The sequence below is a fragment of the Monashia sp. NPDC004114 genome (genome assembly GCF_053603855.1).
Genome location: NZ_JBSGGK010000025.1, coordinates 45,876 through 68,397, shown reverse-complemented (window position 1 = coordinate 68,397; position 22,522 = coordinate 45,876). Strand labels below are relative to the sequence as shown.

The 22,522-nt window shown below is 70.2% G+C and carries 23 protein-coding genes and 1 pseudogene; 11 read left to right on the top strand and 13 right to left on the bottom strand.

What is annotated here, in order from left to right; genetic code table 11:
• Nucleotides 1–213: 213 nt before the first annotated feature.
• The 4 genes from ACWEOW_RS22990 to ACWEOW_RS22975 form a co-directional block, all read right to left on the bottom strand.
• The gene (locus ACWEOW_RS22990; RefSeq protein ID WP_452271574.1) at nucleotides 214–573 is read right to left on the bottom strand and encodes an RNA polymerase-binding protein RbpA; all 360 of its coding nucleotides are present in this window, start codon (nucleotides 571–573) and stop codon (nucleotides 214–216) included.
• Between the two features lie 119 nt (nucleotides 574–692).
• On the bottom strand, nucleotides 693–2,069 hold the full coding sequence (locus ACWEOW_RS22985) for an MFS transporter (protein WP_452271573.1): 1,377 nt from the start codon (nucleotides 2,067–2,069) through the stop codon (nucleotides 693–695).
• Between the two features lie 92 nt (nucleotides 2,070–2,161).
• Nucleotides 2,162–2,938 carry an SDR family NAD(P)-dependent oxidoreductase gene (locus ACWEOW_RS22980; RefSeq protein ID WP_452271572.1) on the bottom strand — a complete coding sequence of 259 codons (777 nt, stop codon included), beginning with the start codon at nucleotides 2,936–2,938 and terminating at the stop codon, nucleotides 2,162–2,164.
• Nucleotides 2,939–2,953: 15 nt separating this feature from the next.
• Nucleotides 2,954–3,481, bottom strand: coding sequence for a hypothetical protein (locus tag ACWEOW_RS22975; protein WP_452271571.1), 528 nt, complete (start codon nucleotides 3,479–3,481; stop codon nucleotides 2,954–2,956).
• Between the two features lie 91 nt (nucleotides 3,482–3,572).
• Between ACWEOW_RS22975 and ACWEOW_RS22970 the strand changes: the two genes are divergently transcribed.
• The 5 genes from ACWEOW_RS22970 to ACWEOW_RS22950 all read left to right on the top strand — a co-directional run bounded on the left by ACWEOW_RS22970 (nucleotide 3,573) and on the right by ACWEOW_RS22950 (nucleotide 8,349).
• On the top strand, nucleotides 3,573–4,106 hold the full coding sequence (locus tag ACWEOW_RS22970) for a MarR family winged helix-turn-helix transcriptional regulator (protein WP_452271570.1): 534 nt from the start codon (nucleotides 3,573–3,575) through the stop codon (nucleotides 4,104–4,106).
• Nucleotides 4,107–4,135: 29 nt separating this feature from the next.
• Entirely contained in the window at nucleotides 4,136–4,840 is a 705-nt protein-coding gene (locus tag ACWEOW_RS22965) for an RNA polymerase sigma factor (protein WP_452271569.1), read from the top strand.
• Nucleotides 4,837–5,838 (top strand): hypothetical protein, encoded by a 1,002-nt coding sequence (locus ACWEOW_RS22960; protein WP_452271568.1) that lies wholly within the window; start codon nucleotides 4,837–4,839, stop codon nucleotides 5,836–5,838. The genes ACWEOW_RS22965 and ACWEOW_RS22960 overlap by 4 nt, the downstream gene beginning before the upstream one ends.
• Before the next feature lie 201 nt (nucleotides 5,839–6,039).
• On the top strand, nucleotides 6,040–7,218 hold the full coding sequence (locus tag ACWEOW_RS22955) for a methyltransferase domain-containing protein (protein WP_452271567.1): 1,179 nt from the start codon (nucleotides 6,040–6,042) through the stop codon (nucleotides 7,216–7,218).
• A gap of 3 nt (nucleotides 7,219–7,221) precedes the next feature.
• Nucleotides 7,222–8,349 (top strand): DUF2332 domain-containing protein, encoded by a 1,128-nt coding sequence (locus ACWEOW_RS22950; protein ID WP_452271566.1) that lies wholly within the window; start codon nucleotides 7,222–7,224, stop codon nucleotides 8,347–8,349.
• Between the two features lie 79 nt (nucleotides 8,350–8,428).
• Here the strand turns inward: ACWEOW_RS22950 and ACWEOW_RS22945 are convergent, their stop codons facing one another.
• The 3 genes from ACWEOW_RS22945 to ACWEOW_RS22935 form a co-directional block, all read right to left on the bottom strand.
• Nucleotides 8,429–9,622, bottom strand: a complete 1,194-nt coding sequence (locus ACWEOW_RS22945) for a Fic family protein (RefSeq protein ID WP_452271565.1) — start codon at nucleotides 9,620–9,622, stop codon at nucleotides 8,429–8,431.
• A 54-nt stretch (nucleotides 9,623–9,676) separates the two neighbouring features.
• Nucleotides 9,677–11,629, bottom strand: coding sequence for an alpha-amylase family protein (locus tag ACWEOW_RS22940; protein ID WP_452271564.1), 1,953 nt, complete (start codon nucleotides 11,627–11,629; stop codon nucleotides 9,677–9,679).
• 84 nt (nucleotides 11,630–11,713) lie between these two features.
• Nucleotides 11,714–12,334: an L-threonylcarbamoyladenylate synthase gene (locus ACWEOW_RS22935; protein ID WP_452271563.1), complete on the bottom strand. Its 621-nt coding sequence runs from the start codon at nucleotides 12,332–12,334 to the stop codon at nucleotides 11,714–11,716.
• A 25-nt stretch (nucleotides 12,335–12,359) separates the two neighbouring features.
• Here ACWEOW_RS22935 and ACWEOW_RS22930 point away from each other — a divergent pair, with 25 nt between their 5' ends.
• Nucleotides 12,360–12,749, top strand: coding sequence for a GNAT family N-acetyltransferase (locus ACWEOW_RS22930; protein WP_452271562.1), 390 nt, complete (start codon nucleotides 12,360–12,362; stop codon nucleotides 12,747–12,749).
• A complete protein-coding gene (gene lhgO / locus ACWEOW_RS22925) occupies nucleotides 12,746–13,948 on the top strand; it encodes an L-2-hydroxyglutarate oxidase (RefSeq protein WP_452271561.1) in 1,203 nt (400 codons plus the stop codon). Before ACWEOW_RS22930 ends, lhgO begins: the two co-directional genes overlap by 4 nt.
• Before the next feature lie 84 nt (nucleotides 13,949–14,032).
• On the opposite strand, the gene ACWEOW_RS22920 is transcribed toward lhgO, so the two are convergent.
• From ACWEOW_RS22920 to ACWEOW_RS22910, 3 genes are read right to left on the bottom strand one after another with little or no spacing between them, the layout of a single operon-like run.
• Nucleotides 14,033–15,316: an APC family permease gene (locus ACWEOW_RS22920; RefSeq protein WP_452271560.1), complete on the bottom strand. Its 1,284-nt coding sequence runs from the start codon at nucleotides 15,314–15,316 to the stop codon at nucleotides 14,033–14,035.
• Between the two features lie 48 nt (nucleotides 15,317–15,364).
• Nucleotides 15,365–15,976 (bottom strand): CE1759 family FMN reductase, encoded by a 612-nt coding sequence (locus ACWEOW_RS22915; RefSeq protein ID WP_452271559.1) that lies wholly within the window; start codon nucleotides 15,974–15,976, stop codon nucleotides 15,365–15,367.
• Entirely contained in the window at nucleotides 15,976–17,142 is a 1,167-nt protein-coding gene (locus ACWEOW_RS22910; RefSeq protein WP_452271558.1) for an LLM class flavin-dependent oxidoreductase, read from the bottom strand. Before ACWEOW_RS22910 ends, ACWEOW_RS22915 begins: the two co-directional genes overlap by 1 nt.
• 15 nt (nucleotides 17,143–17,157) lie before the next feature.
• Here ACWEOW_RS22910 and ACWEOW_RS22905 point away from each other — a divergent pair.
• The 3 genes and pseudogenes from ACWEOW_RS22905 to ACWEOW_RS22895 all read left to right on the top strand — a co-directional run.
• Nucleotides 17,158–17,757 (top strand): annotated as a pseudogene (locus ACWEOW_RS22905) (VanW family protein); the annotation flags it as partial.
• 31 nt (nucleotides 17,758–17,788) lie between these two features.
• Nucleotides 17,789–17,986 carry a hypothetical protein gene (locus tag ACWEOW_RS22900; protein WP_452271577.1) on the top strand — a complete coding sequence of 66 codons (198 nt, stop codon included), beginning with the start codon at nucleotides 17,789–17,791 and terminating at the stop codon, nucleotides 17,984–17,986.
• A 12-nt stretch (nucleotides 17,987–17,998) separates the two neighbouring features.
• Nucleotides 17,999–18,763, top strand: coding sequence for a TrmH family RNA methyltransferase (locus tag ACWEOW_RS22895; protein WP_452271557.1), 765 nt, complete (start codon nucleotides 17,999–18,001; stop codon nucleotides 18,761–18,763).
• A gap of 114 nt (nucleotides 18,764–18,877) precedes the next feature.
• Here the strand turns inward: ACWEOW_RS22895 and ACWEOW_RS22890 are convergent, their stop codons facing one another.
• Together ACWEOW_RS22890 and ACWEOW_RS22885 are read right to left on the bottom strand one after the other, a co-directional pair.
• Entirely contained in the window at nucleotides 18,878–19,420 is a 543-nt protein-coding gene (locus tag ACWEOW_RS22890) for a DUF1697 domain-containing protein (protein WP_452271556.1), read from the bottom strand.
• Nucleotide 19,421: 1 nt separating this feature from the next.
• On the bottom strand, nucleotides 19,422–20,318 hold the full coding sequence (locus ACWEOW_RS22885; RefSeq protein ID WP_452271555.1) for a PhzF family phenazine biosynthesis protein: 897 nt from the start codon (nucleotides 20,316–20,318) through the stop codon (nucleotides 19,422–19,424).
• A gap of 34 nt (nucleotides 20,319–20,352) precedes the next feature.
• Here ACWEOW_RS22885 and ACWEOW_RS22880 point away from each other — a divergent pair, with 34 nt between their 5' ends.
• Complete coding sequence (locus tag ACWEOW_RS22880) at nucleotides 20,353–20,982, top strand: histidine phosphatase family protein (protein WP_452271554.1); 630 nt, start codon at nucleotides 20,353–20,355, stop codon at nucleotides 20,980–20,982.
• A gap of 28 nt (nucleotides 20,983–21,010) precedes the next feature.
• Here the strand turns inward: ACWEOW_RS22880 and ACWEOW_RS22875 are convergent, their stop codons facing one another.
• Nucleotides 21,011–22,498 carry a glutamate--cysteine ligase gene (locus tag ACWEOW_RS22875; RefSeq protein WP_452271553.1) on the bottom strand — a complete coding sequence of 496 codons (1,488 nt, stop codon included), beginning with the start codon at nucleotides 22,496–22,498 and terminating at the stop codon, nucleotides 21,011–21,013.
• Between the last annotated feature and the right edge of the window lie 24 nt (nucleotides 22,499–22,522).

Here is a 22,522-nt window from a genome sequence, read left to right as displayed (position 1 = left end):
CTGAGATACACTCTTTCCCTCCCCCCCGCTCTTCCTTTCTGCCCTCCCCCCCGGTCGAGTGGGCGCCCGGTCCCACCCGCTCCACGGAAGATGTGTGACTGGTGTGACTGGGCGCCCACTCGACGGGAGAGGTGGGGCATGCGAAAAGCCCGCCTCCACGAACGGGGCGGGCTCTCCGGTGTTGCGTACTGATGCCTGTCGGGGCGGGGCGGCTCAGGCGCTCTTGCGGCGGCGCGGCTTCTCACCGCGGGACTCGCGAAGCAGCGTCAGACGCTCCTCGAGGAGCTCTTCGAGCTCGGGGATGGAGCGGCGCTCGAGCAGCATGTCCCAGTGCGTGCGCTGGTGCTTGACCGGCTTGGCCTCCGGCTCGGGCCCGCCCTGCAGCTTCGCGTCGAGGCCGCAACGGCACTCCCACGTCGGCGGGATCTCGGCCTCGATGGAGAAGGGAAGCTCGGTGCGATGGCCTTCGGGGCACACATAGACGGTGATCTGACGCTCGCTGGGAACGACGTTCTCGTCGGACTCCATGCTCCTCGACCCGAGGTTGGAACCGCGTAGTGCTCGATCGGCCATGTGGACCCCTCCAAGACTTCTGCCACTGTCGACACCGGTCGGTGTCACACCCTCACAGACGCTTGAACGAGCGACATCGTTGACTTGTTCCCCGAGAAACTGCGAATTGTAAGCGAGTCTCAGACCACGGCGGGCACCGGGTTGCCTGCTTGTTCGATTCCTTCGCGCATCCGCACCCGCGACAGGATGATGCCGCCGACGACGAAGAAGATGATCAGGGCGATGATCGCCCACCGGTAGCTGTGGGTGAACTGGTAGACGAGGCCGAAGATGAGGGTGCCGAGCCAGCTGGTGCCGCGCTCCATGGCCTGGTAGAGGCTGAAGTACTCGGCCTCCCGGCCCTTGGGGATGAGCTGGCTGTAGAGCGACCGCGACAGCGCCTGGGTGCCGCCGAGCACGATGCCGATGCAGAAGGCGAGGGCGACGAAGATGCCCAGCGACCTCGAGGGCACGACGAACGCGATGAGGACGACGAGGGTCCACAAGGCGATGCCCCACAGGACGGTGCGCCAGGCGCCGATCGACGCGGCGACGCGGCCGAACAGCCGGGCACCGCCGAACGCCACGAACTGGACGAACAGGAAGACGCCCAGCACGGTCGTCTCGGAGAACTGCAGCTCCTTGGACCCATAGACGCTCGAGCTGCCGATGACGGTCTGGATGCCGTCGTTGAAGAACAGGTACGCGAGCAGGAACAGCTTCGTCTGAGGGTAGTTGGCCAGGTCTCGGAACGTGCTGCGCAGCTGGGCGATGCTGCCGCCGACGACACCGGCCTGGCGCTCGACCGGAGTCTCGACCGTGCCCGTCAGGTGGCGCAGGCCGAGGTACGGGATGATCGTGAACCCGGCCCACCAGAGGCCCGCCGACAGGATGCTGATGCGGGTGCTCATCTCCCGGGTGAGGCCGAGGTCCTCGTGGAAGAAGTCGAGAGCGAAGTTGAGGGCCAGCAGGATGCCGCCGCCGAGGTAGCCGAACGCCCAGCCCTTGGATGACACCCGGTCGCGCTCGTTCTCGTTGGCGATCCGGATGAGGATCGAGTCGTAGATCACCAGGGACGCGCCGAGGGCGATGCCCGCCACGACGACGAGCGCGGCTCCGAGCTGCCAGTTGGTCCCGGCCACGAAGAACATCAGGCTCGCCGCGAGCGCACCCACCCAGGCGAAGGCGCCGAAAAGCCTGGTGGGCCTCGGGCTGCGGTCGGCGATGGCGCCCACGAAGATGAGCACGATGGCCGAGAGGATGGTCGTGAAAGTGACCGTGAAGAACCACAGCGAACCGGGCGCGACGGGGATCCCCAGGACCGACAGGTTGGTCGTACAGTCAGCGCCATCGGGCAGGCCGGGGCAGGCGGCCTCCTCCGCGACAACCGTCAGATAAGGGCTCATGAGGACCGTGGCGGTGGTCGTCACATAGGCCGAGTTGGCCCAGTCGTACCAGTACCACGCGCGCTGTTCCTTGGTCTCCGGACGCGCCTTGTTCACGACGGCTTGCGACATGCGACGAACTGTGTCACACGAGGCAGGGTGGCAGGGGTGTGAGTGGGTGAACACGCCGTCTCAGTCGGGCCACCGAGTCAGGTTGCCAGGGCTCACCCGCCGAGCCAGGCGCCGCCATTGACGTGTACCACCTGGCCGGTCACGTGGCCGGCCCGTGGCGACAGCAGGTGGGCGATGGTCGCGGCGACGTCGTCGGGCGTCCCGGCGCGCCGGTTCGCCGTCTCGGAGACGAGGCGCTCGTGGCGCGCTCTGGTCATGGAGCTGCCGAAGAACTCGGTGTCGGCGACATACCCCGGAGCAACCACGTTGGCTGTGGCTCCCTTTGGCCCGAGCGCTGTGGCGACGTCGCGGATCCAGGGGACGAGCGCCGCCTTGGCTGCCCCGTATGAGCCACCTCCCCGCGCTCCCGCGATGGAGCCCAGGGCGACGACTCGCGCCTGGTCGGCGAGGTACGGCTCCAGCGCGGCCAGGGCCAGCACAGCGGTGAGCACGTTGAGGCGCCATTGCGCCTCCCACGAGTCCCGTATGCCGGCAAGTCCTTCGGTGACCGCGGCAGGTGCCAGCCCTCCCGCACACAGCGCGACGCCGACCACGGAATGGGACGCGAGACCGCCGAGTGCGGTGGCCACGGCATCGGGGTCCTGCAGGTCGCAGGACACGATGAGCGGCGCGGGGGAGGGGAACCCCCTTGTGCGGCTGAGGGCGGGGACGGCTTCCTCCCGCTCGACGAGACCTGCCGTCTCGATGAGCGCGTCGACGCGTCGACCCACCAGGACCAGCCGCTCGGTCCGCTCCCGGGCCAGGAGCCGGGCCGTGGCGCGGCCGATGCCGGACCCTGCGCCGGTGATGACTATGAGAGAGGAGGTCACTCAGGCATTTTAGCGCTAAAGTGTCTGCTCGTCAGGTCCGGAAGCGGGGGAGGAGAGGTGCTGCTCGCTGGGAGCGACCGTCGTCAACAGCTCCCAGGCGAGGCCGTGACCCAGAGCGACGAGACACACAATCGCGATGCCTGCGGCGCGCAGCGCACTGATACCCAGCGACTCGAAGAGCTCAGGCGCGGCGCCGACGACGAAGATCACGGCATACAGGACGGCCACCAGCCAACGGTTGCGTCGGAACGGCCCGCGCGCGCCGGAACCACGATCGACCTGGATCAGCCGGAGCGTCGACCAGGCGCCGAGGACTGCGGCGGCGGCGAACGTGGTGCGCCAGAGCCACGCGCTGCCGGGGTCTATCTGGGCGAAGAGCCCCATCAGCCCGGGCAGGAAGAAGGTCAGGTAGACCCCGCCGACGGCCCGGCGGGCGCCGGGGGAGACGAGCAGGTCGCGCCGGCGGTCGATCGCGGTCCACCAGAGCCCGACCAGCGTGAAACATGTGGCCGAGACGACGGCATAGAACGTCGAGAGATCCATGCGGACTCCTTCCGGTGTCCGAACCAGTGTCCGAAATCGTCTCACCTGGGCCCCTGGGAGCGAGCGTGCTTTAGCGCTAAAGTGTCATGCGATGAAGGGGCACGCGGGGGACGAGGTCGAGGGCATCATCGCGGCGTGGCACCGCGAGCGACCCGATGTCGACGTGTCATCGATCGGGATCATCACGCCGGTCTGGCGTCTCGGCGCCGCCGTGATGGCGAACCGCGCACGAGTGCTGGCCGAGCACGGCATCGACCAGAGCCACCTCGACGTCCTCGGCACGCTCCGACGCAGCGGCCCGCCGTACCGCCTGACCGCCGGCGAGCTGTCCCGACGCTGCCGAGTCACGCCTGGAGCCACCACGCAGCGCGTCGCCGCCATGGAGCGGCTCGGCTTCGTGCAGCGGGTGCGGGAGGAGCCCGACCGTCGGACCGTGCATGTCCAGCTCACACCACACGGTCTGGTGAGACTCGACGAGATCTTTGCCGATGTCATGGCCACGGACGACCAGCTGCTCACCGGCCTCACCGCATCAGACAGAGCGTCCCTGCAGAGTCTGCTGCGCCGGTGGCTCGACACCGTGGAGTCGGGACCGCTGGACGAACCCACGGGCCAGGCGCCGTGACATCGGGCGCCGGGCGGACAGTTCCTGGTGTGACCTCACCGAACGCACCCAACGTGGCGAACGAACCTGACCCACCTGGCCCGAGCGATCCGCCTGGCCCGCCACAGGCGGGCCGGCCCGACGACGACGCCGCTCGGCTCGAAGAGCTCTTCAGAGCACACGCACCTCGGGTGTTCGCCTACGCGCGCCGCCACGCGCCCGCTGACGCCGCTGACGACGTCGTCTCCGAGACGTTCCTCGTGGCGTGGCGTCGCAGGTCCGAGCTGCCCGACGAACCGCTGCCGTGGCTGCTCGTCGTCGCCAGGAACCTGCTGGCGAACCAGCGCCGGTCCGGCGCCCGGGCGGACCGGCTGTGGCTGGCTACCGTGCGAGCCCAGTGGCACCTGCACGCTGCTGCGCCTGCAGAGGACGCCGTCATGGAGCGCGACCGCTGCGTCGACGCACTCGAGGCGTGCACTCGACCGGAGCGGGAAGCACTGTTGCTCGTCGCGTGGGACGGGTTGTCCGTCGCCGACGCAGCAGCGGTCGCCGGATGCTCGCCACGGGCGTTCACCGTGCGCCTCAGCCGCGCCCGCGCTCGGATGCGCGCCCGGCTCGATGCCGACGACGCAGCTCTCGTCATGCAGACGGGCAGCACTGTCACACAGGGCCGGTCGAGGATCGCGGGCGTCGCACCGCGGCCTGGACAGGCCACCGACACCCCTCGACTCAGCATCGCCCAGGAGCTCTCGTGACCAACGACCTCGACATCGACGAGGCTGCCGACCTCGTTCGCCTGGCTGAGCACCGACCCACCAGCGACGACCTCGACGCCGCCTGGAGTCCCGACCGCCGTGAGCGCGTGCTCGCGGGCATCCTCACCGCCGTCTCGTCAGATGCATGCGTCCGGACGGGCGGCGACGGCGCACCCAGGCGCCTCGGCGCAACCAGCGGCCCGCTCCGCAGCAGACGACGTCTGGTGGCGCTCGTCGGTGTCGCCGCGGCGGCCGCCGTCGCCATCTCGGTCGTGCCGGCGCTGCTCTCGCCGCAGTCGCTCCCAGCAGCAGGCGCCATCGACCGGCTGGCCCAGGCCGCTGGTCGCAGTCACGCCCTCGTGATCCCGGACGGGAAGTTCCTGCACATGGTCGTTCGGGAGACCCAGCACGGCGGCGGCGAGTCCGCGAACGGCACGCGCACCCACGAGTCCTGGACCAACGCGGACGGTCACGTCTGGCGCAAGGACACCGACAACGGTCAGATCAGCTACCTGTCGCTCCCGAGCCTCGACGGCGGGCCAGTCGACATGTCGCCGCGTGGCGTCGCGGCGCTGCCTACCGACCCCGATGCGCTGCTCGACCACCTCGAGAGCCGCGTCGAGGGGTCGACCAGCACGGACGAGGCGGTGTTCGTGGCCGTCGGTGACATGACGCGGATGGGGTACACGCCTCCAGCCGTCCGCGCGGCGGCGATCCAGGCGCTGGGCCGGCTGCCGGAGGTCTCGGCCGTTGAGTCGCTCGGACAGGTCACGTTGACCTTCACCGACGACAGCACCCGGCCGGGCGTCCGCCAGTCACTGGTGTTCGACGCAACGACAACCCGGCTGGTCGCAGAGACGCTGACGGCTCCGGACATGACGTTCAGGTCGGAGACGCTGACGTCCGAGGTCGTCGACGGCGTGCCGGCCGCGGTGACCGGTGGAGCCGCGAACAGTCCGGTGAAGCAAGCGTCCGGGTCAGCTGGGCCGGGCAGCTGACGCATCGTTCCGGTCGCATCGCTGGTCGGGTCGCGAACGTGGTTGTCAGGGCAGCCACCATCGCGACCTGACGAGCGACCTGGATCGGCGTCTAAACGCCGATAATCGACATTATGTCATTTTGACGGTCGAGCGACCGCAGAGGCACCTCCCCGTCTGCGCGCCTCGGGTGGAATCTTGCGTACGCCGTAGCCTTGGCCGGTGCAGTGCGACTACTACGACGCGGGCCGCTGCCGTTCCTGCGCGCTCATGGGCGTGCCGTATGCCGTGCAGCTCGCTGACAAGCAGCGTCGCGTCGAGCAAGTGCTGGCTCCTGTGGCCCTGGGCGCCACCTGGCTCGCGCCGTTCGCCGGCCCGGAGTCTGCCTTCCGGAACAAGGCAAAGCTCGTCGTTGCCGGTGAGACCGGGTCGGTCACCGTCGGGATCCTCGATGCCGCGGGCCGCGGTGTGGACCTCAGGCTTTGCGGGCTCTACGAGCTGCCGCTTCAGCGCCTCATCCCCCGCGTTGCGGCAGTCGTGGACGAGCTGGGCCTCGAGCCGTATGCCGTCCCCGACCGCCGGGGCGAGCTGAAGCACGTCCTGCTGACCCTCTCCCCCACGGGCGAGGTCATGCTGCGCTTCGTGCTGCGGTCACAGCGCCACCTGGCGCTGCTGCGATCTCGTCTCGGTCTCATCCTGGGACTGCTGCCGGAGGTCGCCGTCGTCTCGGTCAACCTGCAGCCGGTGCACCAGGCCGTCGTCGAGGGCGACACCGAGATCGTGCTCACAGACCAGGACGCTCTGACCATGCCCGTGAATGACATAACTCTTCATCTGCGCCCGAACAGCTTCTTCCAGACCAACACCACGGTGGCCGCAGGTCTCTACCGCCAGGCGCGCGAGTGGGTTGACCGGGTCGACCCAGAGCGTGTGCTGGACCTGTACTGCGGTGTGGGTGGATTCGCCTTGCACGCAACGGGATTCGGGGTGACGCGACGGCGTGAGGTGCTCGGCGTCGAGCTTTCGGCGGACGCCGTCGAGAGCGCCCGGAGAAGCGCTGACGAGCTGCGTGCCGCGCACCCGGATCTCGGGCCGACGAAATTCGCGGCCGGTGACGCCACCGACACGACTGCCTTCGACGGTGCCGCGCTGGACCGCCAGGTCGCCAAGTCGGTGGTTGTCGTCAACCCACCCCGTCGTGGCATCGGCGCCGGCCTCGCTGCCTGGCTGGAACGCGCGCGACCGCGGCACGTGCTGTACTCGAGCTGCAACGTCGACAGCCTCGCACGCGACCTCGCTGCGATGCCGTCGTTCGCGGTGCGCGAGGCGCGGCTGTTCGACATGTTCCCGCAGACGGCGCACCACGAGGTTGCCGTGCTCCTCGAGCGAACAGCCGACTGAGCCATGGCCCGCGACGAGCGCCTCGCGACGATCCAGCGACGGTTCGCCGAGTTTGCCGCCGAGTACGCAGCGCTGCCGCTGTACGGTGCGCTGACCAGACACCTGTCCACGGACGACGAGACCGCGAGCCTGCTCCTTGCCGCGCGACCCGGGCAGGACCGGCCGGTGCTCTGGCTCGCGGCGCTGCACGAGCTGGTCCTTCGCGAACCGAGCCTGCCCGCCGCGCGGTGGTATGCAAGCGTCGTGGGCCGCGACGCCGTGCCGTCCGGCGACCCGTGGCCCGACGTGCGCGACACGGTCCTGGCTCACCGGGTCGAGCTGACCACGACGATCGCCGCCCGCTCGACGCAGACGAACGAGGTCAACCGGTGCGTCTACCTCGCCGCAGGCGTCGTCGCTGCGGCCGCGGACCGTGCCGCCTCGGAGGGCGTCGCTCTCGTCGAGCTCGGCGCCAGCGCGGGCCTGCTGTTGTGCCTCGATCGGTATGCCGTATCGCTGGGTCGCGACGGAAGCGTCACCACCGCGGGTGACCCGACCTCGCCAGTTCGTTGCCACGGTGAGGACCGCTCAGCCACGCCCGTGCGCGTCGGACCGCTGCCCCGGGTGCTCGGCCGCGCTGGGGTCGACCGCCAGCCCGTCCGGCTCGACGACCAGGACTCGGTGCGGTGGCTGGAGGCGTGTCTGTGGCCGGACGTTCCCGGTCGGGTCGAGCGGTTCGACGCGGCGCGGGCTCTGCTGGCCTCGGATCCTCCCCAAGTGGTCGCAGGCGATCTCGTCGACGACCTCGACGCAGCCGTCGACGTCGCGACGAGCCGGGCCGACGTAGAGCACGTCGTCGTCTACAGCTCCTGGGCGCTGACGTACGTCGAGCGGGAGCGTCGCGCGGACGTGGCGACGCGGCTGCGGGGCCTGGCGAGCGGCATACCGGCCGTGTCCTGGCTGACCGCGGAGCCGCCGGGCTCGATGCCCGGGATCCCGGTACCCGAAGGCCTCGACGAGGACGCCGGCGGCACCGTGCTGGGCCTGCGCCGCTGGCGCGGCGGCCACGAGCTCGAGCCGCTCTGTCTCGGCACGTGCCACCCGCACGGCGAGTGGGTGGACCTCAGCAATGTCCCAAGCCAAACATCATAATGTCGATTACCGGCGAATTACCTTGTGGCACAATCGAATTCGCAACCGTTTCAGTATGCCGCGAACCCGTCCTGGCGGTCTACCGGGCGCGGCGTCCCAGCCCAGCGGCATACTCGTCGAGCGCCCGTAGCACCGCGGGCGCGCGGTAGACGCGGTTGCGCCGGTGCCCGGTCGACTCGAGGAGGATGCCGTCGGCGACGAGCCGGTGCAGCGCCGCCTGCGCAGTCGGAGCAGATACCCCGAGGTCGCGGACGACCACGCGCCCGGTGACCACGGGCTGCCGCAGAAGAAGGTCGAGCAGCGCCCACGAGGCAGAACCGGCGCGGGCCGTCAGGCGCTCGGCCCACCCTTGCCTGACGTCGCGCAGCGCGCCGACCAGACGCTCGCCGATGTGCGTGCCATTGCGGGACGCCTCCGCGACGCACCGGAGGATCGGCTCGACGTCGCCTCGGCGGTACGCAGTCAGGGCCTCGAAGTACTCGTCTCGGATGGCCAGCAGCCCTGCAGAGATCGGCACGGTCACGCGGTGGATCGCGCCGGTGTGGAGCAGCACCGAGTGCAGCAGGGCGCGCCCGGTGCGGCCGTTCCCGTCGGTGAACGGGTGGATGGTCTCGAACTGCGCGTGGGCCAGCGCCGCGTGGGCCAGCGGCGGCAGGTCGTCGCGATCCATGAACGCCACAAGGTCGGCCATGAGGCCCGGGACGTCAGCGGCGACCGGCGGCACGTACTGGGCGTCACCGGGGTGCAGGGGCGACCCGCCGACCCAGACCTGCTGCTCGCGCCATTGGCCCGCCGCGTGCCGGCTCTGCTGTGCCATCAGGGCACGGTGCATCGCGAGCACGGCGCGCTCGTCGAGGTGACCCGCGAGGTCGAGCGCGGCCTGCATCGTGCGGACGTTGCCGAGGATCACCGAGGCATTGGCCCGGTTGCCTTCTCCGATCTCGGCCTCGGCGAGGGCGCGGGCCGAGGAGGTGAGGTTCTCGATCTGGGAGCTCGCTGCGCTCTCGGAGCGCAGCAGCACGGACGCGAAGGGAGCGATCTCCCCCGCTCCCCCGGCGTCGAACGCCGCCAGCAGCCGCGTGGCGTCGTCGAGGTCTGCCGCCAGGTCGCTGGGCAGCACGAGCGAGGCACCGGCGATCGTGGACACCACCGCCGCCTCATAGCGAGCCGGGGTCGCGCGCTGGGCGCGACGGGACAGGTCGAGGACTCCTTCGACCGGCTGCCAGGGAACGGCTCGCCGGCCGAGTGCGGGCCACGTCGATGTCGTTGCCATGCCACCTCCTTGATAAAGGTTAGCGGATAACCTTAACCAAGGGGCAGCTCTGAGTCAGAGATGAGGCACGTCCGGCCGCGCCTCGACAACCCACCACGCGGCATACGGGCTCAGGGCCGCTCGCCCGTCGGCGCCGCCATAGACCGGGTGTCCCCCGAGCGCGTCGACCGGACGCTCGATGCCGGCCTGGGTGAAGTGGCTCGTCGCGACCGTCTGCCACCGGTCGGTGACGTTGTAGACGCAGACCATCGACCCGCTTGCGTGGCTGCGGACCACGACGAGCACCCCGTCGTCGCCGCCGGCCGGCACGTGGTTGGTCGCCGACGCGTGCAGCTGCGGGAGCGATGCACGGACCGAGGCCAGGTGCGCCAGCCCCTGGAAGACCTTGCCGGACGTCGTCGCCAGATCCGCCCTCGTGTCGGCCCTGCTCCAGTCCACCCGCTCTCGATGAGCCCAGCGGTTGTCGTCCTCGTGGCCCGGCTCCCGAGCCCACTGCGGGTCGTTCGGCAGCGCGAGCTCGTCCCCGCTCCACACCACGGGTACGCCGCCCCAGCCGGCCACGACGGCGTGCGCGAGGAAGACCCGCGCCAAGCCCAGCCCGACGGCCTCGTCGTCACCTCGCTCGTCGGCGTCGGCCAGGCCCGCCAGCGACGCAGCGGTCCCGCTGATCCGCTTGTCGCCGGTCAGCGGGTTGTGCTGGAAGACGAGGCCCCGCGACCACGACCCGGGGAACTCTCCGGCATACCAGTCCGACAGGAACCGTCGATGGGCATACCCGTCGAGCCCGGCTGCGGCAGCGTCGGCGTCGTCGATCGCCCAGCCGATGTCGTCGTGGCATCGCACATAGCAGATCCAGGTGCCGCTCGTCGGGGTCGACGGCAGGGCCGAGAGCGCGCGCTTGGCGAGGCCAGTGCTCTGGGTCGCGAGCATCGACCACACCTGGACCATGAGGCTGTTGTGATAGGCCAGGTCGCTGACGCGGCCGGCGTGCTCGCCCTGGCCGAGGTACTGCACGAGGTCTCGCGGGCCCACGATCGCCTCGGCCTTGAACGCGAGCGCGGGACAGGCGATCCGGGCCACGGCGCGCAGGGCCTGGGTCACCGCGTGCACCTCGGGCTGGTTCTGGCAGTTCGTGCCGAGGCGCTTCCACGTGAACGCGATGGCGTCGAGCCGAAGCACCTCGACACCGAGGTTGGCCAGGTAGAGAACGATGTCCGCGAACTCGACGAGTACGTCCGGGTTGGCCCAGTTGACGTCCCACTGCCACTCGTTGAAGGTCGTCCACACCCAGCCGCCGAGCTCGTCGTCCCACGTGAAGTTGCCGGGCGCGAAGTCGGGAAAGACCTCCGGAAGGGTCCGCTCGTACGCGTCCGGCATCACGCGGTCCGGGTAGACGTGGAAGTAGTCGCGGTACCGCCGCTCCCCCGCCCGGGCCCGCGCGGCCCACTCGTGCTCCCGCGCGACGTGGTTGAGCACGAGGTCGAGGACCAGGGAGATCCCCTCACGACGCAGCGTGGCGGTGAGTGCCCGCAGATCGTCCACGTCGCCGAGGTCAGGGCGGACACTCCGGTAGTCCTGGACGGCATACCCTCCGTCGTTGTCTCCGTCGCGCGGGCGCAGCAACGGCATGAGATGCAGGTAGGTGACGCCGAGGTCGCCGAGGTAGTCCAGATGTTTCGCCACCCCGGGCAGGGTGTCGGCGAACCTCTCTGTGTAGCAGGCGTATCCGAACATGCCGGGCTGCTGCAGCCAGTCCGGGCGCAGCAGCCGACGCTGGTCGAGCCGGCGCAGCTCGGGGTCCCTGACCCGAAACGCCGCAACGGCCCGCTCGACGAGCCGTGCGGCCAGCGAGCTGATGTCGTGCTCGGGGTAGAGCTGGGCGAGCGCGGCGACCAGGTCGTCACTCCACCGCTCGAGCCGAAGCTGGATCGTCTCGCGCTCGGAGTCGTCGAGATCCTCCAGCATCGGCCTCAGCGACTCCGACGTCGGTCCCTGGCGCGTGCCCATGCGCCGATTGAACAGCACCACGGGCAGCCGCGACAGGGGCGATTCGACGTCGCGCTCAGGGTGCCGGCCCGGAACCTGAGGGTTTCACTCGAAGGGCGTCGGGTCACCCGCGCCCACGCGCGTCACCTCTGGGTAGCCGTCTGAGTAGTCGACGACCGTCGTCGGCTCCAGCCCGCACTCTCCCGAGTCGATGACCGCGTCGATGACGTGGTCGAGCCGGTCCTTGATCTCCCATCCCTCGGTCATCGGGGCCTCGTCGCCGGGAAGCAGGAGCGTGCTGGACAGGATCGGCTCGCCGAGTGCCTTGAGCAGCTCACGCACGACGGGATGCTCGGGGATGCGCACCCCGACGGTCCGCTTCTTCGGGTGCAGCAGCCGCCTCGGCACCTCGCGGGTCGCGGGGAGGATGAACGTGTACGGCCCGGGAGTCGCGGCCTTGATGGCGCGGAACACCGAGTTGTCGAGGTGGACGAGCTGGCCGAGCTGGGCGAAGTCCGCGCACACCAGGGTGAAGTGGTGCTTCTCGTCGAGGTGTCTGATCCGCAGGATGCGCTCCTTGCCCTCGGGGTTGTCGAGGGAGCACCCGAGGGCGAAGCAGGAGTCCGTGGGGTACGCGATGAGCCCGCCGTCGCGCAGGATGTCGACGGCCTGCCCGATCGCCCGTGGCTGCGGGTCGACCGGGTGCACGTCGAAGTACTTCGCCATGGCCTCACCCTGCCATGCTGGCCATATGAGTGCCGAGGAAGCCCCCGTCGAGATCGTCGACAACCGCGAGCGAGGTCGTTTCGAGATCAGGCAGGAGGGACAGGTCATCGGCCTGGCGGCATATGCGGTAGTGCCGGCGTCCGGCGAGAGCCCTGAACGCATCGTGTTCTTCCACACCGAGGTCGACCCGGAGTACGAGGGGCAGGGGCTCGCCGGCCGGCTCGCGGCATACGCCCTCGACACGACGATCGCCGCCGGGCGCGCGGTCGTCGCTCTGTGTCCCTACATCCGCACGTACCTGCGACGCCACCCCGAGCCGTATGCCGCCCACGTGGCCCACGCGACGAAGGCTGACGTCGAGGCCGCCGACCGCGCAGCGGCGGCCATCGCCGGAGGCTCCGGCTCGGACAGATGAGCCGGAGCCGCGTCGTCGTCGTCGGTGCTGGGATCGTCGGCTCAGCCGTCGCCCGCAGGCTCACCCGTCTCGAGCCACGCCCCGAGGTGACCATCGTCGAGAAGGAACGCGCCCCGGGACTCCACCAGACCTCGCACAACAGCGGGGTCGTCCACGCGGGCATCTACTACGCGCCGGGGTCCGACAAGGCCGTGTTCTCCCGCGAGGGCGTCCGTCGCCTGCGCACCTACTGCGCCGAGAAGGGGCTCGCCTTCGACGAGGTCGGCAAGGTGGTCGTGGCGCTCGACGCCGACGAGGAGGCACGGCTGCGGACGCTGGAGTCCCGGGCCACCGCGAACGGTGTGCCTGGGCTGCGCTGGCTTGGGCCGGAGCAGCTGCGCGACATCGAGCCACACGTCGTCGGCCGGGCCGCCCTGCACTCTCCGACGACGGCCATCGTCGACTTTGCCGCCATTGCCCGCTCCTTCCTCGACGACGCCCGGGAGCAGGAAGCCGGTCTCGTCACGGGGTTCGACGTCGTGGGTCTGGCCGCCCGTGACGACGGCGGCGTCGAGGTCGTCGCGCACGATGGGCGCGTCCTGGCGGCCGACCGGGTCGTGCTGGCTGGAGGGCTGCAGGCAGACCGTCTCGCCGCCCTGGCCGGCGACGTGCGCGAGCCACGGATCGTCCCGTTCCGCGGTGAGTACCACCGGCTCCGGCCACAGGCGCGGCATCTGGTGAGGGGACTAGTCTACCCGGTTCCGGACCCGGCTTACCCGTTCCTCGGGGTGCACCTGACCAGGCGGGTCGACGGCGAAGTCCTCCTCGGCCCGAACGCGGTTCTCGCGACTGCCCGCGAGGGCTACACCAAGCGCGCGGTTGACCTGCATGAGATGCGAGAGCTGTTGCTCTCCAAGGGGTTTCGTCGGTTTGCGCGCGCCAACATCCGGACCGGCCTGCACGAGGTGGCCGGGTCGGTGAGCCGCCGTCGCTTCGTCGCGCGCGTGCGTCGCTACGTCCCGGAGATCGGCGACGACGACGTGGTCGGCGCCGAGGCCGGCGTGCGCGCCCAGGCGATGGATACCGACGGCTCACTGGTCGAGGACTTCCGCTTCTCCCAGGTCGGCCCGGTCTTCTGCATCCGTAACGCGCCCTCACCCGCCGCCACGGCGTCGTTGGCGATCGCGGACATGGTCGTCGACCGGCTCGACATCGCCTGAGTCACGCGTGGAGGTGCTCACTCGACGTGCGCTCCCTCGTCGAGGGGACACCTCCCCGCACGACGCCGAGACCTGGGCGCCCGCTCAGCGCGCGTGACCTCGGCGTCCGGCGGACTGCCGGGCGAGGCGTCCCAGCATGCCGATCGCCAGCACGACGGCACCGGCGACGAGGGACCCGGCCGGCACCGCGAGCGCGAGCGTCGCGCATCCGAGCAGCCCGAGGGCCGACACGAAGCGCGGGTAGCGGCGGTGGGCCGAGTCCTGGGTCAGGGCGGAGGCGTTCGCGACTGCGTAGTACGTCAGCACCCCGAACGACGAGAACCCGATCACGCCACGGAGGTCCACGAGCACGACGAGCAGGCACACGACGACCGCCACCGCGACCTCGGCGACGTGGGGAACCGCATAGGTGGGATGGACGGCAGCGAGGCGGCGCGGCAGGTCGCCCTCTCGCGCCATCGCGAGGCTGGTGCGTCCGACGCCAGCGATGAGGGCGAGCAGCGCGCCGAGCGTCGCTGCGGCGGCGGCGACCCCGACGACGACGGACAGCCATGCCGGGTCCCCAGGGACGGTGGCGGCAGCGTCGCGCAGCGGTGCCGAGCTGCCGGCGAGCCCGTCCACGCCGAGTGACTGCACGAGCACGATCGCCGTCACGGCATACAGGGGGACGACGACGGCGAAGGCGCCAAGGATCGCTCGCGGGATGGTCCGCTCGGGCTCGACCACCTCCTCGCCCAGCGTGGCGATGCGCGCATAGCCGGCGAACGCGAAGAACAGGATGGCGGCGCCCTGGAGCACCCCACCGGCTCCCGTCGGCAGCCCGCCGGTCGCCACGGCCGGCCCGCCCGGCCCGGTGGTGCGGACAGCGATGGCGACGAGCGCCACCGCGAGGAGCAGCAGCACGACGGTCACGATGACCCGGGTCAGGCGGGCGGTCCGACTGATGCCGCGGTAGTTGACGGCTGCGAGCGCCACCACGGCCGCGACGCCCATGGGCTTCTGCCACGGCTCGGGGACGACGTATGCCGCGAAGACGAGGGCCATGGCCGCGCAGCTAGCGGTCTTGCCGACGACGAACCCCCACCCGGCCAGGAAGCCCCACCAGGGACCGAGACGCTCCCGGCCGTAGACGTAGGTCCCGCCGGAGGTCGGGTACTGCGCGGCGAGCTGCGCTGACGACGCGGCGTTGCAGAATGCGACGACAGCAGCCACTCCGAGGGCGAGCAGCAGCAAAGAGCCGGCCGAGCGGGCCGCCGGGGCGAACGCGCTGAACAGCCCGGCACCGACCATCGAGCCGACGCCGATGAGGACGGCGTCGGGAAGGGTCAGTCTCCTGGCGAGCGCCGGCCGGGCGGGCGGATCCGTCATGACGACGAGTCTGCCCGCCCGAGGCTCAGATGGCTCGGTCGGGCCTGCTCAGCGAGCCAGGTCGGACAGCATCGACTCGAAGGGGGTGACCTGCTCGAACGGGTCGACGCGGGTCCGGGCCGGTCGGCCCGCGACGAGGTCGGCGAACGCGGAACCCGCCCGGTCGATGCGGTCGTCGAGTCGGCCGGCGTCGACGCTCCCCCAGTCCTCCGATGCCGCGAAGACCGCGGTCGGAGCGACCAGCGCGCCGAGGTGCGCGAACAGCGGACGCAGTGCGTGGTCGATGGCCAGCGAGTGGCGCGCGGTGCCACCCGTCGCCCCGAGCAGCACCGGGGTGTTGCGCAGGGCGTCCTTCGGCAGGACGTCGATGAGCATCTTGAACAGCCCGCTGTACGACGCGGCATACACCGGCGTGGCGACGACCACCGCGTCCGCCTCCGAGATCGCGTCCAGCCGGACCTGAAGGTCAGGCGACGCGAAGCCGGTGAGGACGTTGTTGGTCAGGTCGTGCGCGATGTCGCGCACCTCGACGACCTCGACGACGACCTCTCGCGGCGAGAGGGCACGTACGGCCGCCTCGGTGAGCCGGTCGGCGAGCATGCGAGTCGATGACGGCTGCGTGAGGCCGGCCGTGATCACCGCGATGTGGATCGGGTTCATCAGTGCACCTCCGGAAGGGTCGAAGCGGTGGTGGTGGCGTCGGGGGACGCACCGGTGACGTCGTCGACCGCGGTGACGGTCGCGTCGCGGCCGCCGCCGGCAGCGGCGACGAGGCCGGCGTGCGTGGGCGCGTCCGGGACGTGCGCCGGCTTGAGCGCGGCGAACTCCTTGCGCAGCACCGGGACGACCTCCTCGCCGAGGATGTCGAGCTGCTCGAGCACGGTCTTCAGCGGAAGGCCCGCGTGGTCGAGGAGCCACAGCTGGCGCTGGTAGTCCCCGACGTAGTCACGGAAGCCGAGGGTGCGCTCGATGACCTGCTGGGGGCTGCCCACCGTCAGCGGCGTCTGCGCGGTGAACTCCTCGAGGGAGGGCCCGTGCCCGTAGACCGGCGCGTTGTCGAAGTACGGACGGAACTCGCGGACGGCGTCCTGGGAGCTCTTGCGCATGAAGACCTGTCCCCCGAGCCCGACGATGGCCTGGTCGGCGCTGCCGTGGCCGTAGTGCTCGAAGCGGCGGCGGTAGAGCGCGACCATCTGGGCGGTGTGCTCGGCCGGCCAGAAGATGTGGTTCGAGAAGAAGCCGTCACCGTAGTAAGCGGCCTGCTCGGCGATCTCGGGGCTGCGGATCGAGCCGTGCCACACGAACGGGGGTATGCCGTCCAGCGGGCGGGGCGTGGAGGTGAACCCTTGCAGCGGGGTGCGGTACTTCCCCTGCCAGCTGACGACGTCCTCGCGCCACAGGCGATGCAGCAGCGCGTAGTTCTCGATCGCGAGCGGGATCCCATCGCGGATGTCCTTGCCGAACCACGGGTAGACGGGACCGGTGTTGCCGCGGCCCATCATGAGGTCCATCCGGCCCTCGCTCAGATGCTGCAGGGTCGCGTAGTCCTCCGCGATACGTACCGGGTCGGTCGTGGTGATGAGCGTGGTCGAGGTCGACAGGAGGATCCGCTCGGTCTGCGCGGCGATGTATGCAAGGGTGGTCGTCGGCGCGGACGGGATGAACGGCGGGTTGTGGTGCTGTCCGGTCGCGAAGACGTCAAGACCGACCTCCTCGGCCTTCTTGGCGATCTCGACCGTGGCCTTGATCCGCTCGTGCTCGGTCGGCGTCCGGCCGGTCGTGGGGTCCGTGGTGACGTCGCCAACGGTGAAGATCCCGAACTGCATGTGTCCCAGCTCCTAATGGTTGATATTTCAATTGTACCTAACAAGGACCTCCCCTCCCCCATTCCCGCGGTTCGGCGCGCCGCGCAAGCTGCCCGGGCTCGATCCGTCACACTGACCCGCAGATCGTCCAGCCACAGGGGAGGTACGTTCATGGAGCTGGTCGCGCCACCGCCGGGCTTCGTGCCACCGCAGCGGGTCATCGCACGCCCGCGCCTCACTGAACGGATCCCCGCGCTCTACCCGCTCGCCGTGCGCGCCCACCGGGCACGCCGGCGACTGGCCTGGTTGCGCTCGACCGCAGCCTGGGCCGGCGCCCGTGACCGAGAGCCCCTGGCACAGCGGGTCAAGACTCACTCGTCCCTGCTCATGCGCGAGCTCTCGGAGGACGAGATGCACCTGCAGCGGGGGAAGGTCGTCAACCTGAGGCTGGCCGCGGCGAGGGTGGACGGCATCCTCGTACGGCCCGGTGAGTCCTTCTCCTTCAACCGGGTGGTCGGAAACTGCACCCCACGCAAGGGCTACGTCGAAGGAATGCGGCTGTCCAACGGGGAGGCCCGCACCGGGGTCGGCGGTGGCATCTGCCAGCTGGCGAACCAGTCACGCAGCCCCCTTCTCCTACAAGGTCTTCGCCAAGGACGAAGTGTTCATGTCGAACGGCGTCGACGTGTTCAGGCGCAACGAGATCTGGCGCACCGTGATCGACCGCCGCTCGGGCCGCCACCTGCGCGAGGAGCTCCTCAAGCGCAACTGCGCCCTGGTGAAGTACGTGCCCGCAGGCCCGGTGATCGATTGCTCCGTCGCGCCCAACGCAGCGATCGATCCCGGCCAGGAGAGCCGGCCATGACATCCTGAGCGCGTGACGACAGACATCTCCCCGAAGGACCGCTTCATCACGGTCTACGGCCGGAATCCCGTCCACGAGGTGCTTCTCGACGGCGACCTGCTCGTCGACAAGGTCGTCATCGCAGACAGCGCCCGAGGCGGCGGCATTCGTGAGATCGAGCAGGCCGCGCGGCGCCGTGGCGTCGCGGTGCAGCGAGCCAGTGCGGAGCGCGTCAAGAAGCTGGCGGGCAACGGCCGCCAGGACCAGGGGGTCTTCGCCGACGTCGTCGCGCCCAGGATGCGGCCGCTCGCCGCGGCCCTGGACGGCTCCGACCGGACCGACCTGCGTACCGTCCTCGTGCTCGACGGGGTGACGACCCCGGCGAACGTCGGGATGATCCTGCGCTCGGCGACCGCCGCCGGCGTCGACGGCGTCGTCGTCCCACGCAAGGGCGTCGCCTCCCTCGACCCGCTCGTGGTCAAGGCTTCGGCCGGGGTCGCCTTCCGCGCCCCCATCCTCAAGGTCGCGACGGCATACGAAGCCGTGTCGTCCCTGAAGGCCAACGGATTCCACGTCGTGGGCCTGGACGCGGACGGTGACGACGACCTGTTCCAGGCGCACCTGCGCGAGCCGGTCGCCTTCGTGCTCGGCAGCGAGACCGCTGGGCTCGCTCCCGAGGTGGCCGCCGTCGTCGACACCTGGGTGTCGATCCCGATGGCGTCCGGCGTGGAGTCGCTCAACGTCTCAGCGGCCGCGGCGGTCGTCTGCTTCGAGCTCGTCCGGCGGTCGCGTCTCTAGGACCCGATGGCGTGCGCCGGCCGACCGCCACGAGGTATGCCGACCGGCGGGCTTGGGCGCTGTGGTGGCCCGGCCGAGCGGCTCGAGGCGGCTCGCGGCGGTCCGTCGGGTCGCTCAGCCGCACCATTTCTCGGCCAGAGCCCGCACGACCGTGATGTTCCTTGCGGTGCCGACCGCACCGGTGAGTCTCTCGATCCGGTCGTTGGAGAGGCGCGAGCCCTGGACCCCGTCGGCGAGGAACAGCACCACGTCGTGGTCGATGACGCGGGCCGCCTCGGTGGGCACGTCCCAGGCGTGCAGGGCCTCCACGCCCTCGGGTTTCAGGTCGCCGGTCATGAAGGTCACATAGCGGCGGGCGTCGGGAGCGATCGGTGAGGCGAGCTCGTCGGCCTCTGCGGCGAGCCTCTTGAGCTGCGCCGGTGTGCGGACGACGACAGGGACGTCGAAGCCGAACGCGTCGCTGATCAGTGCGCGCAGGTCCTTCTCGACCTTGGCGACGCTGCGCGTCCCCGTGCGAACCTTGACGTTGCCGCTCTGTATGTGAGTCTCCACGTCCTCGAAACCGTTGTCGCTCAGCAGCTCCCGCAGTCTCTGCATGCTCACCTTGCGAGTGTTGCCAAGGTTCACCGCGCGAAGAAAGCCGATGTAGGTGGGCATGTCAGGATCGTGCCACCTGCGAGGCACCAGTGGCGGAGACGACCCCGGATCCGACCTCGGTGACCAGGCCGCCGACCGTGATCTCACCCGCCGGTCCGAGACCGAGGCGCAGCCGCGACGGGCGGCCGGTCTGCGCACCCTGGGCGACGGTGAGCTGCAGGTCCCGCTCGCCACGCCCGACGAACCAGCCACCGAGGTTCGCACAGGCCGAGCCTGTTGCCGGGTCCTCCTCGAGCATCGACCCGCTTGCCGCGAACATCCGCGCCTCGACCGCCCCCTGGCCGGTCCGAACCCAGGCATAGACGTGCGGCGGACGGTCGCCGCCGTCCAGGTGCTCGTGGAGCAAGGCCACGACAGGACTCATGGTGCGCAACGCCGCCACGTCGTGGAGCCGCACCACGAGCGACTCGACGCCGCAGTCGACCCACTGAGCCGAGCCCTCGACGACCTCTTCGACGGCCGTGCCGAGCGCCGCCGCCAGCTGCGCGGGCGTTACATCAGGGTCGCGGTGCGTGGGCGGGTTTGCCTGCAGCGACCATCCGCCGTCGATCCGCGACACCGGGATGGCACCGGCCGGCATACGCAGCCTGACGGCGTCGACGGGCGCACCGGCGCGGGCGGCCGCGCGGGCTGCGACGACGTGTGCGGTGCCCAGGGTCGGGTGTCCGGCGAACGGCATCTCGTACGACGCCGTGAAGATCCGCACGTCAGCGAAGGCCGGGTCGCCCGGCGACTCACCGGTGACGAAGGTCGTCTCGCTGAGGTTGAACTGGCGTGCCCAGGCCTGCATCGTCACGTCATCGAGGCCGGCTGCCTCGGGGAACACGGCGAGCTGGTTGCCCGAGAACGGGTCTCCCTCGATGGCGAAGACGTTGAGCAGCACGAATGGAAGGTCCACGAGCAGAGTCTGCCGCAGGGCTACATTTGGCCGCATGGCCGCTCCCGACCGCGTCGTCCCCGGCAGCATCTACCTGTTCCGACACGGGGAGACCGAGTGGTCACTGACCGGCCAGCACACCGGGCGAACCGACCTGCCGCTGCTCCCCGAGGGCGAGGCCGCCGCACGAGAGCTGGCCGACGTGCTGCGCCGGCACTCCTTCGAGCGGGTGCTCGTCTCGCCGCTGCAGCGGGCCAAGCGCACCGCAGAGCTCGCCGGGCTCGGAGACTTCGAGGTCGAGCCGCTCCTGCGCGAGTGGGACTACGGCGCCTACGAGGGTGTGACCACCAAGCAGATCAGCGCCGAGGTGGGCCACCCGTGGGAGGTCTTCGTCGACGGGGTCAAGCCGGGCGAGACCCCCGGCGAGACCCTCGAGGACGTGTCTGCGCGAGCGCAGCAGGTCATCGACAAGGTCTGGCCCGACCTCAGTAACGGCGATGTCGCACTCTTCGGCCACGGCCATGCGCTGCGGGTGCTCACGGCGACGTACCTCGGCCTCGACCCGCGGTTCGGCCAGCAGCTCGTCCTCGACGCCGGGTCGATGAGTGTCCTGACGCACCACCGGGCGACCCGCTGCATCGGGATGTACAACCTCTCGCCGTGGCGGCTGCTCACCGAGGAGTGACGGGGCTGCCCCACGTACCGATCACCGGTCAGGCGCTCGGCAGCTCCCAGGAGTGCACCGGCTCGTTCGCCATCATGCCCTCGATGTAGCGCGCGAGCATCTCGCGCAGCGCCTTGTCCCGGGTCAGGCCCTGTGCCTCCAGCCGGCTCACGCAGTCGGTCTGCCAGGACGCCCCGTTGACGCCACGGATGCAGCGCTGCTCGATGATCGACAGGTACCGGTCGCGCACGGCGGCCGACACGCCCCATCGGTCGAGACCTTCATGCGCCATCGGCAGCAGTCGTCGCAGGACCAGCTCGGTCGAGGGAACCTCGCCGAAGCCGGGCCAGTACGTGCGGCTGTCGATGCCGAGGCGGGCGCCCTCCTCGAAGTTCGACTCCGCCGCGGAGAAGCTCATCCGAGTCCAGACCGGCCGGTCCTCCTCCGCCAGGACCCGGAGGGTGCCGTAGTAGAAGGCGGCGTTGGCGAGCACGTCGGCGATGCTGGGCCCGGCGGGCAGGACCCGGTTCTCGACACGCAGGTGCGGCAGGCCGCTGACGATGTCGTAGATCGGGCGGTTCCAGCGGTAGACCGTGCCGTTGTGCAGGCGCAGCTCCTTCAGGGCGGGCACCTCGCCACGCTCGAAGACGGTCTCCGGCTCCTCGTCGGAGATCTCCGGCAGCAGCGCCGGGAAGTAGCGGACGTTCTCCTCGAACAGGTCGAAGATCGAGGTGATCCAGCGCTCTCCGAACCACACCCGCGGGCGGACCCCCTGGTTCTTCAGCTCGACGGAGCGCGTGTCGGTCGCCTGGGTGAACAGCGGGATCCGGGTCTCGGCCCAGAGCCGCTGGCCCAGGAAGAAGGGCGAGTTGGCACCGAGCGCGAGCTGCGGGCCGGCCAGCACCTGGGCGGCATTCCAGTGGTCGGCGAACCTCTCGGGCTGGACCTGCAGGTGCAGCTGGATGGACGTGCAGGCAGACTCGGGCGCCAGGCTGTCGGAGTAGCGAGCGATCCGCTCCCCCGTGGGCCCCTCGAGCTCCAGCCAGACGTCCTCACCGCGCGCGTCGAGCACGGCGTTGTTCAGCGCGGCATACCGGATGTTCTCGCTGATCCAGTCGCCCTCGAAGTGCTCTGGCATGACGGTCGGCAGGATCCCGATGGCGACGATCCCGGTGTGCAGCTCGCTTGCCTTGTCCGAGGCGCGGTTGAGCGACTCGCGCAGGTCCGCCTCCAGCTCGAGCGCGGCGTCACCCGGCAGCGGCCGCGGGTGCACGTTGAGCTCGATGTTGTAGCGCGCGAGCTCGGTCTGGTAGTCGGGGTCCGCGATCTGCTCGAGCACGGACTTGTTGTCGAGCTTCGGACCGAGATCCTCGGACACGAGGTTGAGCTCGATCTCGAGACCGGTCATCGGCCGGTCGAACTCGAACTGGCTGTGCCCGAGCATCCGCTCGAACACGTCGAGATCTCGACGCACCTTCTCGCGGTACTGCTGCCGCTGCTCGCGTGTGTACCTGGCCTGTTCGACGTCGGCTCCCACGGCACGAGACAACCACACTCGGGC